Origin of the sequence: Celeribacter baekdonensis, assembly GCF_003047105.1 — a bacterium.
Classification (GTDB): domain Bacteria; phylum Pseudomonadota; class Alphaproteobacteria; order Rhodobacterales; family Rhodobacteraceae; genus Celeribacter; species Celeribacter baekdonensis_B.
Window position 1 is genome coordinate 1,656,124 of sequence record NZ_CP028475.1, and the last position, 15,656, is coordinate 1,671,779.

The 15,656-nt window shown below is 58.4% G+C and carries 13 protein-coding genes and 2 pseudogenes; 8 read left to right on the plus strand and 7 right to left on the minus strand.

Translation table 11 applies throughout. The annotated features are described in order from the left end of the window. Nucleotides 1–104 precede the first annotated feature (104 nt). The 3 genes and pseudogenes from pepN to DA792_RS11640 all read left to right on the plus strand — a co-directional run bounded on the left by pepN (nucleotide 105) and on the right by DA792_RS11640 (nucleotide 3,947). Nucleotides 105–2,658 (plus strand): annotated as a pseudogene (pepN, locus tag DA792_RS11630) (aminopeptidase N). Between the two features lie 211 nt (nucleotides 2,659–2,869). After that, nucleotides 2,870–3,328, plus strand: a complete 459-nt coding sequence (locus DA792_RS11635; protein WP_107720082.1) for a c-type cytochrome — start codon at nucleotides 2,870–2,872, stop codon at nucleotides 3,326–3,328. 22 nt (nucleotides 3,329–3,350) lie between these two features. Further along, nucleotides 3,351–3,947, plus strand: a complete 597-nt coding sequence (locus DA792_RS11640; protein WP_107720083.1) for a cytochrome b/b6 domain-containing protein — start codon at nucleotides 3,351–3,353, stop codon at nucleotides 3,945–3,947. Between the two features lie 3 nt (nucleotides 3,948–3,950). On the opposite strand, the gene DA792_RS11645 is transcribed toward DA792_RS11640, so the two are convergent. Further along, nucleotides 3,951–4,418, minus strand: coding sequence for an Lrp/AsnC family transcriptional regulator (locus DA792_RS11645; protein ID WP_199908164.1), 468 nt, complete (start codon nucleotides 4,416–4,418; stop codon nucleotides 3,951–3,953). Beyond that, nucleotides 4,415–4,873 carry an Lrp/AsnC family transcriptional regulator gene (locus tag DA792_RS11650; RefSeq protein WP_107722675.1) on the minus strand — a complete coding sequence of 153 codons (459 nt, stop codon included), beginning with the start codon at nucleotides 4,871–4,873 and terminating at the stop codon, nucleotides 4,415–4,417. Before DA792_RS11650 ends, DA792_RS11645 begins: the two co-directional genes overlap by 4 nt. 154 nt (nucleotides 4,874–5,027) lie before the next feature. Between DA792_RS11650 and ilvC the strand changes: the two genes are divergently transcribed. From ilvC to DA792_RS11675, 5 genes are all read left to right on the plus strand, one after another. Next, complete coding sequence (ilvC, locus tag DA792_RS11655) at nucleotides 5,028–6,050, plus strand: ketol-acid reductoisomerase (protein WP_107720084.1); 1,023 nt, start codon at nucleotides 5,028–5,030, stop codon at nucleotides 6,048–6,050. A gap of 68 nt (nucleotides 6,051–6,118) precedes the next feature. Beyond that, nucleotides 6,119–6,595: a cupin domain-containing protein gene (locus tag DA792_RS11660; protein ID WP_107722676.1), complete on the plus strand. Its 477-nt coding sequence runs from the start codon at nucleotides 6,119–6,121 to the stop codon at nucleotides 6,593–6,595. 2 nt (nucleotides 6,596–6,597) lie between these two features. Next, nucleotides 6,598–7,518: a DMT family transporter gene (locus DA792_RS11665; RefSeq protein ID WP_107720085.1), complete on the plus strand. Its 921-nt coding sequence runs from the start codon at nucleotides 6,598–6,600 to the stop codon at nucleotides 7,516–7,518. Between the two features lie 103 nt (nucleotides 7,519–7,621). Continuing rightward, entirely contained in the window at nucleotides 7,622–8,143 is a 522-nt protein-coding gene (locus tag DA792_RS11670) for a hemerythrin domain-containing protein (RefSeq protein WP_107720086.1), read from the plus strand. 83 nt (nucleotides 8,144–8,226) lie between these two features. Continuing rightward, entirely contained in the window at nucleotides 8,227–8,640 is a 414-nt protein-coding gene (locus DA792_RS11675; RefSeq protein WP_107720087.1) for a hypothetical protein, read from the plus strand. Nucleotides 8,641–8,724: 84 nt separating this feature from the next. Here the strand turns inward: DA792_RS11675 and glmM are convergent. The 5 genes and pseudogenes from glmM to DA792_RS11700 all read right to left on the minus strand — a co-directional run bounded on the left by glmM (nucleotide 8,725) and on the right by DA792_RS11700 (nucleotide 15,607). Beyond that, a pseudogene (gene glmM, locus DA792_RS11680) lies at nucleotides 8,725–10,070 on the minus strand (phosphoglucosamine mutase). After that, nucleotides 10,060–11,085, minus strand: coding sequence for a dihydropteroate synthase (gene folP, locus DA792_RS11685; protein WP_107720088.1), 1,026 nt, complete (start codon nucleotides 11,083–11,085; stop codon nucleotides 10,060–10,062). The pseudogene glmM and the gene folP overlap by 11 nt, the downstream one beginning before the upstream one ends. A gap of 8 nt (nucleotides 11,086–11,093) precedes the next feature. Continuing rightward, complete coding sequence (locus DA792_RS11690) at nucleotides 11,094–12,020, minus strand: dihydroneopterin aldolase (protein WP_107720089.1); 927 nt, start codon at nucleotides 12,018–12,020, stop codon at nucleotides 11,094–11,096. Nucleotides 12,021–12,172: 152 nt separating this feature from the next. After that, nucleotides 12,173–12,862 carry a cell wall hydrolase gene (locus DA792_RS11695; protein WP_107720090.1) on the minus strand — a complete coding sequence of 230 codons (690 nt, stop codon included), beginning with the start codon at nucleotides 12,860–12,862 and terminating at the stop codon, nucleotides 12,173–12,175. A 201-nt stretch (nucleotides 12,863–13,063) separates the two neighbouring features. Next, a complete protein-coding gene (locus DA792_RS11700; protein WP_107720091.1) occupies nucleotides 13,064–15,607 on the minus strand; it encodes a putative PEP-binding protein in 2,544 nt (847 codons plus the stop codon). Between the last annotated feature and the right edge of the window lie 49 nt (nucleotides 15,608–15,656).

Genomic DNA, 15,656 nt, shown 5'->3' on the forward strand with positions numbered 1-15,656 from the left:
CATTCCCATAAGATCACTTTCGCCACACCGGGAGTTGCAGCCCCCTGTGCAAAGACCTACCTTCTGCATCAAAGATGCAGGTTCCATCCGCGAAAGGATCCCCGATGAAAGATGCCGCCCCGCAAACGATTTACCTCAAGGACTACCAAGAGCCGCATCATTGGGTGCGCGATGTGCATCTGACCTTTCGGCTGGCCCCTCGGGCCACGCGAGTTCTGTCCAAAATCACCTTTGTGCCGAATGTGCAAAATCCCGGCGATCTGATTTTGGACGGCGAGCACCTTAACCTCATCGCCGTGGCCGTAAATGAGGCCATCGTGCCCTATGAGGTCACGGACACCCATTTGGTGATCAAATCCGGCGACCTTCCAACCGCGCCCTTTACCTTTGAGGCCGAGGTCGAAATCAGCCCCGAAACCAACACCGCACTGGAAGGCCTCTACATGTCAAACGGCATGTATTGCACCCAATGCGAGGCCGAAGGCTTTCGCAAAATCACCTATTACCCGGACCGCCCCGATGTGATGGCCCCCTTTTCCGTACGTGTGGAATCCGACATGCCGGTGATGTTGTCCAACGGCAATCCGGGGCATCCAGACCGGGCTTTGCCGAATGGCATGACCCTTGGCCGAAACCCTCCTATTTGTTCGCTTTGGTGGCGGGCGATTTGATCAATCACCCCGGTCCCTTCACCACGCAATCGGGCAAAGAGGTGGACCTCAACATCTGGGTTCGTCCTGGCGATGAGGGCAAATGCGCCTTTGGCATGCAGGCACTCAAAGACAGTATGGCGTGGGACGAACGAGTCTATGGCCGGGAATATGACTTGGACATATTCAACATTGTCGCGGTGGATGACTTCAACATGGGGGCCATGGAAAACAAGGGGCTGAACGTGTTCAACTCCTCTTGTGTTTTGGCCTCGAAAGAAACCTCGACCGACGCGAATTTTGAACGGATCGAAGGCATCATTGCCCATGAGTATTTTCACAACTGGACCGGGAACCGCATCACCTGTCGCGACTGGTTTCAGCTCTGCCTCAAAGAGGGCCTGACAGTCTACCGTGATCAAATGTTCTCCGGCGATATGCGCAGCCATGCCGTTAAAAGGATTGAAGAAGTTCTCACCCTGCGCGCCCGGCAATTCCGCGAAGACAACGGCCCTTTGGCCCATCCGGTGCGGCCCGAAAGCTTTGTCGAAATCAACAATTTCTACACCGCCACCGTCTATGAGAAAGGTGCGGAAATCATCGGGATGCTCAAGCGGCTTGTCGGGGATGAGGCCTATAAAAACGCCTGCGATCTCTACTTTGAGCGCCATGACGGACAGGCTGTCACCATTGAGGATTGGCTCGCGGCTTTTGCCGACACGACGGGGCGCGATCTTACACAATTCAAACAATGGTATTCTCAGGCGGGCACGCCGCGCTTGAGTGTTCAAGAGGAATGGCAAGACGGCACATTCACGCTGACCTTCACTCAATCCACCCCCGCCACACCGGGCCAGACCGACAAACAACCGATGGTTCTTCCCATTGCCGTGGGCCTGATTGGACCGAATGGGGCCGAGGCTGTGCCGACGACCATTCTTGAGATGACCGAAACGACCCAAAGCTTTTCGTTCGCGGGTTGGGCGCGCGTCCGACGGCCTCAATCCTGCGCGATTTCTCCGCGCCTGTGGTGCTTGAGCGCGAGATGAGCGCCCAGACCCGTGCCTTCCTGTTGGCCCATGACACCGACCCGTTTCAGAAATGGGAAATGGGGCGGATGTTGGCCAAGGACACGCTGATCGCGATGATCATGGACGGCACGCCGCCCGCCAACGCCTATCTCGACGCGATCAAAACCGTACTCACCGATGAGAGCCTCGATCCCGCCTTCCGGGCGCTGACGCTTGGCCTGCCATCGCAGGACGATTTGGCGCAAACGCTCTATGATGCCGGCGTCACGCCGAACCCGGATAAAATCTATGCCGCACGCGAAGAGCTACGGCGGATTTTGGCGACGCATCTGCGCGAAGTGTTGCCCGCGCTTTATGTGGAAAACGATGCCGGGGCCTTTGTGCCTGACGCAGACGGATCTGGCAAACGCAGCCTGCGCCTCTCTGCCCTGTCACTTTTGACGCTGAGTGATGGCGGGGCCACGGCGCGCGCGCTTTACAAACGCGCGGACAATATGACGGAACAGGCCGGGGCGTTGCAGGCCTTGTTGTCGGCGGGACTTGGCGATGAGGAATTGGCCGCCTTTGGCGATCAGTGGAAAGATGACCGTTTGGTCATGGACAAATGGTTCATGATGCAAGTTGCCTCCGCCGCCCCCGATACAGCCGCACAGGTTGCCAAATCCCTTACCCAACACCCAGATTTCACTATGAAAAACCCGAACCGTTTCCGGTCCGTGTTCGGTGCATTGGCGGGCAATCACGCGGGCTTTCATGCCTCTGATGGCAAAGCCTACGCACTTTTGGCAGATCAACTCATTGCACTGGATGCGCTTAATCCGCAAACCACGGCGCGGATGTCCGGGGCGTTTGAAACCTGGAAGCGCTATGACGCGGATCGCCAAGGCATGATGCGCGAGCAGTTGGAGCGGATTTTGGCCACCCCGACCCTATCGCGGGACACAACCGAAATGGTGACCCGGATTCTGTCTGCCTGACATTCGGCAGACCGTAAAACACAACGTGCAACCGGGTGCGACCCAGCGCCCGGTTAGCGCCATCATAACAAAAAGTTGAACCGCTTCTGCGACTTGCACCACCGGGCGGGACAGATTGTCATATTCACTTCATGCAATACCATGACATGATTGGCAAATCTTGTGGACACATTCGCCATTCATTACCTCACCTGACAGGGAACATCATCCTATGCGTAACCTTATTATCTCGACCATCATCGCCGCCACCGCCGCGAGCGGGGCTTTGGCCCAATCCCCCTCTGACGTGGCCAAAGCGCGCCGCGCGTTTTTCACCCTCGTGGGGTTTGAAATGTCCACTTTGGGTGCCATGGCACAGGGCAAAATCGACTATGATGCCGATGTGGCAAGCCAAGCCGCGAAGGATCTTGCGGCCCTCACCGGCTACACCATGTCCGACCTTTTCGCACCGGGCACCTCGAATGACGATCTGCTGGGGGAGACCCGCGCAGAGGCTAAAATCTGGGCCGATATGCCGGGTTTTCAGGAAAAAGGCATGGCGTTTTACCAAGCTGTGGCCGAGTTGAACGGCGTTGCGGGCAACGGCCTTGAGGCGCTTCAGCCCGCCGTTGGCAAACTCGGCGGCACCTGCAAAGCCTGCCACGACGACTACCGCGCCAAAGATTTTTAAGCGCTAAGACGAAGGCGAACCGATGTCAGAACCGCTGAACAAAACCTATGTTTGGGACCCCGTTGTCCGCATCCTCCATTGGGCTTTGGTGATCGCTTTCGCCACCTCATGGGGCTTGGGAAAATTTGGCCCAAACATCATGACGCTGCATTTCTATTCGGGCTACACCGTGGCCGGGATCGTGGGGCTGCGGCTGCTCTGGGGGCTGTTCGGCACCAAAACGGCGCGGTTCGCCACATTTGTCAAAGGTCCGGGCAAGGTCATCTCCTATGCCCGGACCCTGCCCTCGCCCACCCCCTCGCGCTCCTATGGCCACAACCCGGTCGGCGCGATTTTTGTCGTCGGGGTTTTGCTGATTCTGGCGATGCAGGTGATGTCTGGGCTCTTGGCCGACCCGGAAGATTACATCAATGTCGGCCCGCTGGCGCAGTATGTCTCAAGCGATGTGGCGCGCAAGGCGCTGTCGCTGCATGAACCGCTCTCAACCCTGCTTTTGCTGATGGTTCTGGGCCATATCGGCGCGATTTTTTGGTACAGAAAGCGCAAGGGCGAGAATTTGGTCAAACCGATGATCACCGGCTACGCCGATCTGCCCTCCGACAAAATTCCGCATAAATAAGGCCTAGATCGGTCCTGGGCAGCGCTCCTCGGACAGCAAAACGTTGGCCTCGACGTTGCCCACACCGGGCAGCGTCATGATCCGTCGCCGCAGCACGCGTTCAAAATCCGGCAGGTCTTGCGCCACCACGCGCAGGCGATAATCGAACAGGCCCAAAACGTGTTGCACGGTCTGCACCTCGGGAATTGCCCGGACCGCGCGTTCGAAATCCTCCAAGGACACCCGACCTTTGGTCGCCAATTTGATCCCCAAAAACACCGTCACGCCAAACCCCAGCCCCTCAAGGTCCAAATCGACCCGGCGTGGGCCGAAAACCCCCAACTCTTTAAGCCGCTTAATCCGCCGCCATGTTGCCGGTTGACTGAGCCCCATCTCGCGGCCCAAAGCGCCCGCCGATTGCGTGGCGTCCTCGCATAGCGCCCGGATCAGGCCGCGGTCGATGTCGTCCAATTCCATCGTATCTTGGCTCATAACGGCACCGATTGCGCATCTTTAATGGTCGCCACCTGCATCAAGGCCTCAATGTCGGTCATATGTGGCAAAGACAGGATGTGTTCGCGATAAATCCGTTGATAATCAGACATATCGCGGGCGATGACCAACAATCGCGCATCAACCCGGCCCAGAAATGTACCGATGGAAATCACCTCAGGCACGGCGCGGGCGGCGGTGATGAATTCGTCAAAAGCGCGCGGTTCGGTTTTGTCCAAGGTGACGCGCAACGACACCTCGACCTCATAGCCCAAAGCGCGCCAATCGACCTGTTCGCGGATCGCTTTGACCACACCGCCCTCGCGCATCCGCTCCAATCGACGGGCGAATGTGGCGGGTGTCACCCCGGCGCGCTCGGCCAATTCCGAGGCGGGTGCTTCGGGATCAGCTTGCACTTGGCGCAGGATGCGGCGGTCTGTATCGTCTACTTGCATGATTTTTTCATAAAATAACATTTGTGAGAATGATCTTATTTCACAAATACCAAATGAGGTCAAACTTTGCACGCGACAGAGGGGAGATTTGAACGATAGTGCCCGCAGACTCGAAAGAGGCTTGCACAGTTACCAAAGAATAAGGAGCGCCCACATGCGCGTTTATTACGATCGCGATTGCGATGTGAACATCATCAAAGACAAAAAAGTCGCCATCTTGGGCTACGGCTCGCAAGGTCACGCCCACGCGCTCAACCTGCGCGATTCTGGTGCGAAAAACCTCGTCGTCGCTCTGCGCGAAGGCTCCGCCTCGGCCAAGAAAGCCGAAGCGGAAGGCCTCCAAGTCATGGGCATCGCCGAAGCTGCGGCTTGGTGTGACGTGATCATGTTCACCATGCCCGACGAATTGCAGGCCGAAACCTACAAAAAATATGTCCACGACAACATCCGTGAAGGCGCTGCGATTGCCTTTGCTCACGGCTTGAACGTGCACTTCGGCCTGATTGAGCCGAAAGCGGGCGTTGACGTGATCATGATGGCCCCGAAAGGTCCGGGTCACACCGTGCGCGGCGAATACACCAAAGGCGGCGGCGTGCCCTGCCTCGTGGCTGTCGACACCGATGCAACCGGCAAAGCGCTTGAAATCGGTCTGTCCTATTGCTCCGCCATCGGTGGCGGTCGTTCGGGCATTATCGAAACCAACTTCCGCGAAGAATGCGAAACCGATCTGTTCGGTGAACAGGCTGTGCTCTGTGGTGGCCTCGTTGAGTTGATCCGTTGCGGTTTTGAAACCCTGGTCGAAGCCGGTTACGCGCCGGAAATGGCTTACTTTGAGTGCTTGCACGAAGTGAAACTCATCGTTGACCTGATCTATGAAGGCGGCATTGCCAACATGGATTACTCGATCTCCAACACCGCGGAATACGGCCAATACGTCACCGGCCCGCGCATCCTGCCCTACGAGCAGACCAAAGCCGCGATGAAAGCCGTGTTGACCGATATCCAACAGGGCAAATTCGTCCGCGACTTCATGTTGGAAAATGCTGTGGGCCAGCCGACGATCAAAGCATCGCGCCGTGCCAACGACGAGCATATGATCGAAGAAACCGGCGCGAAGCTGCGCGGCATGATGCCGTGGATCACCGCCGGGAAAATGGTCGACAAAGCGCGCAACTAAGCGCCATTGTCAGAGATGACGAAAGGCCCCGGCGGATGCGTCGGGGCCTTTTTCATGAGGAGGCCACCATGCCAAAATTTACGCCAGACAGCGCGCTCAAAGACAGCGGCACCTCCTCCTGCGGCCCCTATGACGCCCTTTTGTTCAGCGATAGCGGCGGCTTGACCCAGTTCGGCGCGTTTCTTGAAATCTTGCCGCCAGGATCGGCGTCGTCAATCAAGCATTGGCACCAAACCGAGGATGAAATGGTCTTTGTGGTGACAGGTGAGGTGCAGGTGAGCGAAGGGGCCGAAACCTACGTTTTGCGCACAGGAGAGGGCGCGACGTTCAAAGCCGGGGTCAGAAAAGGCCATTGCCTGACCAATGTCAGCGATCAAGACGCGCGCTATCTGGTGATCGGCACGCGCTCGACCGGCGACACCGTGACCTATCCCGATCATGATCGCATCCTAACCTACACGCGCGACCCCGGTGCCTCCAAAGTGAAAACGCGCCGCTACACCACATTGGACGGTCAGCCCGCCCACTCCCCTTACGAGGATTAACCATGTCGCCCCTCCCCAATATCACCCGCACCTCTTGGATCATGGTCGGTGTTCTCGGCTTTGTCTGGGGCTCGACCTTCATGGTGATCGAAATTGCCCTCACCGGCATCGCACCGTTTTGGTTGGCCACATTCCGGCTGACCATTGCGGCGATGGTGATGGCGGTGTTTTGGGGCAAAGACGGGTTTAAAATGGGCACAGACCCAGACAATAGGCCGCATCCCATGTCGCTGATCTGGGCTGGGGCGGTGTCCTCGGCCATTCCATTTTTACTGCTCAATTGGGGGCAACAATATGTGACCTCGGGCTTTGCAGGCACGTCGATGGCCGCAGTGCCTTTGGTGGTTTTGCCGATGGCGCATTTCATGGTGGCGGGCGAACGCCTTTCGCTGCGTGCGATCATCGGTGTCACACTTGGGTTTTGCGGCGTGGCGCTTTTGATCGGCAAATCTGCTTTGGACAGCACCGGCGCGGATTTGGAATTTTGGGGCCGCATGGCCTGTCTCACCGTGGCGTTTTGCTATGCGCTCAATTCCATCACCATCCGCCGCATTCCGCCGATCAACTCGACCGCATTGACCACGATCATGATGGCGTCCGGGGCGGTCATCACCCTGCCCTTTTCGATCTTGACCGAAGGGATTCCCGGCGTGCCACCGCTCAAAGCCTTTTTGGCGTTGATTTTTCTAGGCGTGGTGTCCACCGCGGCGATGAACCAGTTGCGCGTTTTGGTGATCCGCTCTGCGGGGCCAACCTTTATGACGCTGGTCAACTATCAGGTGCCAGTCTGGTCCGTGATCTTGGGCGCGCAGGTCTTGGGCGAACCTTTGCCGCCCACGCTTTTGATTGCGCTGGGGTTGATCCTGGGCGGGGTGGCGATTTCGCAATGGGCCTCAGTGAAACGCATCTTTGTGCGCAGGTGACAAAGCGGCTCTGCGCGAATGTTATATTGTAACGAATTCAGCGCCACACCATATCTCCGCCATGATACACACAGTGGACACAAGACAGGGGCTGCCAGAAGAGATGCAGTTTCTGCTTCGGGACTATCCGCGCGATGTCTGGCCGGATCACCCGAATTTCGCCAGCTCCATCCAAAATTGGATGGGCGCTCATACCATGTTTCGCGCGCTGTCTTCCTATGTTTTGGAGGACACCGAGGCCTTTATTGACAATAAGATGGATGATCAGATCTATGCTCAAAAGCTCGCCAAATATGGCGATCTCCTGTTGCGCAATCTGCATGGGCATCACAACTGGGAAGATCGCAAATTCTTCCCCGAATTGGGAGCCGCAGAAGGGCGCCTGATGGCAGGGCTTGAGATGTTGGAGGCAGATCACGCGGCACTGGACGCCACATTGGATCGATTCCAACGCAGCGCCAACCGTGTGGTGCAACTGGCGCATTTGTCGCCTGTCGATATGCGCCATGAGGTGGGCGATGTTGAAAGCAGCGCCGCCGACATCAGCGCCCTTTTGGCGCGGCACCTGAGCGACGAAGAGGACCTCGTCGTGCCGATCATCCTGCACCATAAATTGCGCGGATGAGCCAAACATGACGCCCAAATGCGTCGAAAGAGCGCCTTGCGGGGCGCTCTTTTTCATGTGCAGATGGGCCAAAGGAGTTTCCCATGACCAATACGCCACATGACGATCACATCCCCGCCGATCTGACCCCGAAAAATGAGGGCGAGATTCAGGCTGAGCGGGCGCGGATGTTTACTTTTGGGTTTTGGAAAAGCCTTTTGGCCGGGCGTGAGGGCCTTGGCGACACGTTTTGGGCGGGCAATTATCTGGCAGGCCTGTTGTTTTTGCCCGTCATGGTTGTTTTTTTAGCGCTTGCCTCATTCGTTCCACTCTTAGCGCCACTGTTGAGCGTCTCATTTGTCATATTCGGCGTCTTCCTGTTGGGCGTCGCGCGCGCTGTAGCCGTCGCTCAACCCAAAGGAAATTCTGGGGTCGGCCTGCGTATCGTTGGCGTGATCTGGACCCTGATGAACGCTGGCATGTGCCTCGTCTATTCCCCTTTTGTGGCAGGCCAGTAAACGAACAGCTTGCACAAATGCGACATATTATAGAAAAGGCAGCCCAATACGCCGCCTTTTCTTATCTTTATCAAACATAACGGCTTACCGCGTTGCGACTTCCACCGCCGCGACCACTTGATCCACGGCCCCGTTCAGCACGGTCTCGCTGACGCTTTCCGCCATCACCCGGATCAAAGGTTCGGTGCCGGATTTGCGGATCAACAACCGACCATTGCCCGAAAGCTTGGCCTCCGCATCCGCGATCGCCGCTTTCACACCGCCGTTCTCCAACGGAAGCTGGCCCACGGCATAGCGCACGTTTTTCAGAAGCTGCGGCACCGGCTCAAACACCTGCAACATTTCAGAGGCTTTTTTGCCGGTCTCGACCATGGCGGCCAAAAATTGCAGCCCCGCCAACAAACCATCGCCCGTGGTGGCGTAATCGGTCATCACGATATGGCCGGATTGCTCGCCGCCAAGGTTGAATCCACCCTGGCGCATCCGTTCGACCACATAGCGGTCGCCCACAGAGGTGCGTTCCAACCGCAGCCCTTCGGCCTGCAAGAACCGCTCCAGCCCAAGGTTCGACATCACCGTTGCAACCAAAGCACCGCCCGCCAAACGGCCCTGATCAGCCCATGATTTGGCCATCAGCCCCATGAGCTGATCACCATCAGCGACCTGCCCGGTCTCGTCCAAAATCATCACCCGATCGGCATCGCCATCCAAGCAAATGCCAACATCGGCACCATGCACCACCACCGCTTCCGCTGCGGTTTGGACATAGGTCGAGCCACAGTGATCGTTGATGTTGCGGCCATTGGGATGGGTGCCCACAGAGATCACTTCGGCGCCCAATTCCCAAAGCACCTCGGGGCAGTGCGATAGGCCGCGCCATTGGCGCAATCAATCACCACCTTGAGACCTGCAAGGGTCATCCCACGCGGCAGGGTGGATTTGACCCGTTCGTTATAGCGAAACCGTCCATCGTCGATCCGCTTGGCACGGCCAATATTGTCGGCCTGCGCCGGCTCAATCTCGGTCTCCATCAGGCGCTCAATTTCACTTTCGGCCTCGTCCGACAATTTGAACCCATCGGGGCCAAAAAATTTGATGCCATTGTCCTCGGCCGGGTTGTGCGAGGCGGAAATCATCACGCCGACATCGGCGCGCATCGAGGTGGTCAACATGCCCACGGCGGGGGTTGGCACCGGGCCAAGCAGAAACACGTTCATGCCCGTCGAGGTAAACCCCGCCGTCATCGCGGTTTCAAACATATAGCCCGACAGGCGCGTGTCCTTGCCAATCACCACGCGGTGTTCGCGCGAACCGTCGCGGCGAAAATACCGCCCCGCAGCAGCCCCGAGTTTCAGCGCCATCTCTGCTGTCATTGGTGCGGAATTGGCCCGCCCTCGCACACCATCCGTGCCAAAAAGTTTACGCGTCATGCTGACCTCCCTCACCGCTCACCGCCTGCCACAGGGCAAGCGCTTGTTTTGTCTCTTTGATATCGTGGACCCGCAGCACCTGAATCCCTTGCGCCACAGCGGCCAAGGCCACAGCGATTGAGCCCGGCGCGCGGTCTCGGGCCTCAGGCGCGTTGCCGATCCGGCCAATAAAGCCTTTGCGCGACACACCCAAAAGAACACCGCATCCAAGCGCATGAAACAGAGAAATGCGCTGTAAAAGTGCAAGATTATGGGCCTGAGTTTTGCCAAATCCAATGCCTGGATCGACCAAAATTTGCGTCCGCGAAATGCCCGCCGCCTCCGCCACTGCAATCCGCGCAGCCAGGAAGTCATAAACATCCAGCAGCACGTTTTGATACTCGGGATGCTCTTGCATCACCTCCGGGTCGCCTTGGGCGTGCATCAAACACACAGGCGCACCTGATTGCGCCGCCACGTTGGCCAACTCCGGGTCGTGGCAAAACGCATAGACGTCATTGATCAAATCCGCCCCCGCAGCCAAAGCCGCAGCCGCAACAGCGGCTTTGCGCGTGTCGATGGACATTGGCACAGTGGACCCCGCCCGGATGGCGGCAATCACTGGCGCTGTGCGGGTGATTTCGAGCTCGGGCGCGATGTAATCCGCGCCTGGGCGAGTGCTTTCGCCACCAATATCAAGAATATCCGCCCCCTCAGCCATCATCACTTGTGCCCGAACACGTGCTGCGTCGGGGGCATCAAACATCCCGCCATCAGAAAAACTATCGGGCGTGACATTGAGAATGCCCATCAGATTGGGCCGCGCAAAATCCATGCCCGCCAAAGGCGCGCGGGGCGCTGTCAGGCGGGTTTTGACCTCCTCGGGCAGCTCAGTTGCGGGGATCAAGCGCGACGGCGCGGCGCGGGACAGCACCTCGACCTGCGAAAACCAGGCCCAGCCGCCCGCAAGTGTCAAAGCGTCTGAGGGCCGCGCAGGATCAATGGAGGGGATCGGTCGATAATAGAGAGAAGACATCGTGAGGCTCACGTGCCGCTCGCGGAAAGCTCGCAAGGACCCGCCAGATCAAGCGCGCACGCACCGTCAATCGAGGTGAGGCCCAAGCTCAAAAGCGCTGCGGCAGACATCTCTTGCGCCAACCATGCGACCAGATCCGCCACATCGCCTGTTGGCCCATGCACCGCATCAAGCACCATTTTGGACGGGGCCCAGACCGAGATATGGCCTTGCCGCGCCGCCCAATCGAGTTCGGTACGCGAGGCACGCACCACACACCGCGGGTCACGGCCCGCAAGCGTCCATGCATTCTGTTCTATCGCCAAAAGGTCAATCCGCCGTTGCACAGGCTTTGCGTCCGAGTGCGGACGTTCGCAGGCGGGCAAGCCAACCGTGACAATCATCGGGCGCGGATCGGCGTCCATCGCGTCGATCCAAGCGGTCAGGTTTGGATGGTCCAGCGCCTCCGGCGAAAGATGCACAATCACCGGATGCGGCACGGGCGTGACACTTTGCGCGCTTTTGGGCTGATCTGCGGCAGGATCAGAACTGCGCACAATCTCAACACCCAAAGCCCCCGGCCCCCGGTCCAGCTTTTCAACCCGCACGAACACCCGAAACGCGCGCGGTTCGGACAAGATGCGCAGGGCAATCCGTTCGGCCAAAGTTTCCAACAGATTGAGACGTTCGGCGGCCAATTCAATCTGAATGGCCTCGGTCAGACGATCATAGGACAGGATGCGATCGACATCGTCATCAATCGGGCCACTGAGCGGCGTTAATTCCACCACCACATTAAACACCACCCGCTGCCGCACGCCGCGTTCGACCTGAAACGCACCGATTTCGACCTCGACCACATGATCGCGCAGGGAAATACGGTCATGCGGGACCTCTGCGGCGGTGGCGCTGGCGCGCACTTCGGGATGTTCAAAGGCCTGTCGGATCTCGGACACGTTTGGGTCTTTCGTGGTTATTTTCGCCTTGCTACAATGATTTTCCCGGCGCGTCCAAGGCCAATGTCCCTTTCGCCGCCGACCCCGCCGCCAAACGGCAAAACCCCGCCGTTTCACCGGTGGGGTTTGAAACAAATCCGTGATCTGCGCTGTTACGCTTTGGGTTTACGATAGAAATAGTGAACCCCGATCTGCGCCGTGCGGGCAAATTTGCGCGCCCAGCTCGGCGTCACGGCACGGGTATGGTAAAATGTGGCCCCTTCGGTCAGAGGGCGCGGCGCGCCATCCAACATCAGACGCGCAACCTTGCTGACCCGATCCCATGCGGCGGGTTCGGAAATCACCTCAGCGCGGCCATCACAGGTATAGGTGAATTGGCACTGGTACTTTTTGCCGGTGCCCTGATGGATCACGCCACACACGGTGTTCGGGAAGGCCGGGGAGGATACGCGGTTGAGGATCACTTCGGCCACAGCAAACTGGCCTTTGACGCTTTCGCCACGGGCCTCGAAATACAGCGCCTCAGACAGGCATTGCCATTGCTCGCCACCCGTTGCTTTGGGCCGTTGCGACAGGAACGCGTCGGAATAGTCGACCGTCACGGGAGGCTGAGGCTTTAACTTCGGTTTGAAGCTTGCCAACAGCCGTTCGATTGCATCCGCATCGACATTTTTCAAACCGCTACGCTCTTGGTCCAAAAGCGCCGTCAACGGCAGGCCAAGCGCAAGGCCCGGGTCGTTTGACGAGCTGAGTTTGACGTCTGCTTGGCCTGCACCGGGAAGTGCGCAAAAGCCAAACGCAGCCACGAACGCAAGCGCCGCCAGCTTGTTTAAGGATCTCATTTATCCCTCCATTGCGCCCAACCTTTGGGCCTCACGGGGTGTTGTTCGAACGGCGGGATAGGGTAATTTTCCTCAAAGGTCCAGCCTAGGGCGTTCCGAGGGGTTTCTGAACAGTCAAGATACAGATGCAAAAACCCATAAAATTCTCAAAAAACGTCCAACAAGAGCCTTTATTTTCAGCAGGTTGAGAGGCAAGTGTGATCACTTTGCCTCTTCGGCGACAAGTTGCGCAGCGGCAAGGCGGGCAACCGGCACACGGAAGGGAGAACAGGACACATAGTCCAACCCAATGGCCCGACAAAAGGCGATAGATTCGGGGTTGCCGCCGTGCTCGCCGCACACCGCCACAGTGAGGTCGGGGCGGCTCGAACGCCCGCGCTCTGCGCCAATCCGCAACAACTCCCCCACCCCTTCGACATCAAGCGAATGGAACGGATCTTCGGGGAACACGCCCTGTTGCACGTAAGCGTTCATAAACCGCCCCGCATCATCGCGTGACAGGCCATAAGCCATCTGTGTCAAATCATTGGTGCCAAAGGACAGGAAATCGGCGTGTTGGGCGATGTCATGGGCCCGCAACGCGGCACGCGGCGTTTCAACCATCACCCCAAGCCGATAGGTAAAGGCGGCTCCGGTTTCGTTTTTGACCGCCGCGGCCACCCCGTCGATCTGAGTTTTGACAATCTCCACCTCGCGGCGCGCCGACACCAACGGGATCATGATTTCGGGCACGACAGCTGCGCCATGTTTGGACGCCTCCACCGTGGCCTCAAAAATCGCCCGCGCTTGCATTTCGTAAATCTCAGGAAAGGTGATGCCCAAACGCACGCCACGCATCCCCAACATCGGATTGAATTCGGACAACCATTCAATCCGGCGCGTCACATCGGAAAGCGGCAAATCGAGCGCTTCGGCCAGTTCCTTCGCCCCTTCGCGATCGGAGGGTAGAAATTCATGAAGCGGCGGATCAAACAGCCGGATGCACACAGGCAAGCCTTCCATAATCCGAAACAACTCAATAAAATCAGATCGTTGCATCGGCAGAAGACGGGCGATTGCTTCGGAGCGATCTTCGTGTTTCGCGGCGAAAATCATTTCGCGCATCACTGTCAAACGATCCGCCTCAAAGAACATATGCTCCGTCCGGCACAGCCCGATGCCCTCGGCCTTAAAGTCGCGCGCCATGGCCGCGTCTGCCGGGGTGTCAGCGTTGGCACGCACGCCCAAATCGCGGATCGCATCGGCCCATTCCATCAATTGCAAATACCAATGGTCTTTCACCGGCGGCAACATTTGTGCCTCCCCGACCAAGGCCTCGCCCGCCGAGCCATCAAGGGTCAAAATATCCCCCTCGGCCAGCTTGCGCCCATCTTCCAAGGTCAGCGTGCGTTCGCGCGTGTTGATGCGGATCGACGCGCCGACCACACAGGGCACGCCCATACCGCGCGCAATCACCGCCGCATGCGAGGTCACGCCGCCACGTTCGGTCAAAATGCCGACCGAGGAATGCATGCCCCGGATGTCTTCGGGGGTGGTTTCGCGCCGCACAAGAATACAGGGCTCGCCGCGCGCCTCATAGGTTTGCGCCACAGTGGAGTTGAACACGATCCGCCCAACCGCGCCGCCTGGCGAGGCCGCGATGCCTTTGGCGATCACATCACGCGGGGCGTTTGGATCGACCTGGGGGTGGAGCAACTCGGTCAACGAGCGCGGCGGCACCCGCAAAATCGCATCTTCGCGTGAAATAATCCCATCTTCGGCCAATTGCACCGCGATGCGCAGCGCGGCCCGCGAACTGCGTGGCACCCGCACCGCATCCAGCACGGCTAATTTCCCACCCGAAATGGTGAATTCCACCTGCATCTCTTCGCGCAACCGTTGTCGGCAGAGTTTGCTCATTTCAACCAGTTGAGCAAAGAGCTTTGGCTGTTCTTCTTCAAGCGATGGACCGCGCGCGTCTTGGGTCAGATACATCGCATTGTTCTGTGCCGAAAGGGCCTCGCGACCCTGTGCCTGACGCTTGTAGCGCCCTTTGATCAAAGGCGCGCCGGTCGTGGCATCGACAAGTTGCATCACCCCGGCCCCGGATTCGTCCGGCCCGATGCCCAAGGACATCGCCTGAACAATCAAACCAAGCCCAGCATCCGCGGGCGCGCCTTTGGCCTGACGCAACAGCCGCGCAGTCGTGCCCTCCCAGGCGCGCGCCATCGAGCGCAACACCTGCCCCAATTGAAACGCCGGGTCTTGCGGGAACGGATCGCCGGTTTCGTCTTCATGGGCGTTCAGCGCCGATTTCAAAGCCTCGGACACCGACATAGACGTGTCAAATTCGAACACTTCCGGGTCCAGACGTTCGACATGCACGGCATAAGATTGCACAAATCGAAGATAAAGCGCGTCTGCGGCCTCTGGCCCATGGGTTTTCGTCAGCTCGGCGTGGCGGGCATCATTCATCCCAATGTTGAGAATGGCACCGGGACCGCCCCAATCGGGGTCCTCGGACGAGGGCCGCACAGAGAGCAAAGGTGCATTGCCAAACACCCGCAACAATGCGTGTTTGTCAAAACTCTGCCCCTCAGCCAGCCGATGCACCGCATCAAAGCTCAGCGCAATGGTTTCGGGCACAGGCAGATCGAGACGGATCAAACGCTGAAGACATTTCGCGCGCCCACCATGGGTGTTCACGGCAATCGGTGCGACGCGGCGGATGCGGGTAAACCCGAGGTTCTCATTGTCTTGCTGCACTGCGGCACTCCCTTTGTGGCGCAGGGTACGCTTGGGGAGGGCGTGAGCG

Coding starts and splice junctions, on each gene's coding strand:
- DA792_RS11665 (WP_107720085.1), top strand. CDS start 6,598: ATGTCGCCCCTCCCCAATATCACCCGCACCTCTTGGATCATGGTCGGT.
- DA792_RS11675 (WP_107720087.1), top strand. CDS start 8,227: ATGACCAATACGCCACATGACGATCACATCCCCGCCGATCTGACCCCG.
- folP (WP_107720088.1), bottom strand. CDS start 11,085: ATGTCTTCTCTCTATTATCGACCGATCCCCTCCATTGATCCTGCGCGG.
- ilvC (WP_107720084.1), top strand. CDS start 5,028: ATGCGCGTTTATTACGATCGCGATTGCGATGTGAACATCATCAAAGAC.
- DA792_RS11660 (WP_107722676.1), top strand. CDS start 6,119: ATGCCAAAATTTACGCCAGACAGCGCGCTCAAAGACAGCGGCACCTCC.
- DA792_RS11670 (WP_107720086.1), top strand. CDS start 7,622: ATGCAGTTTCTGCTTCGGGACTATCCGCGCGATGTCTGGCCGGATCAC.
- DA792_RS11645 (WP_199908164.1), bottom strand. CDS start 4,418: ATGAGCCAAGATACGATGGAATTGGACGACATCGACCGCGGCCTGATC.
- DA792_RS11650 (WP_107722675.1), bottom strand. CDS start 4,873: ATGCAAGTAGACGATACAGACCGCCGCATCCTGCGCCAAGTGCAAGCT.
- DA792_RS11640 (WP_107720083.1), top strand. CDS start 3,351: ATGTCAGAACCGCTGAACAAAACCTATGTTTGGGACCCCGTTGTCCGC.
- DA792_RS11695 (WP_107720090.1), bottom strand. CDS start 12,862: ATGAGATCCTTAAACAAGCTGGCGGCGCTTGCGTTCGTGGCTGCGTTT.
- DA792_RS11635 (WP_107720082.1), top strand. CDS start 2,870: ATGCGTAACCTTATTATCTCGACCATCATCGCCGCCACCGCCGCGAGC.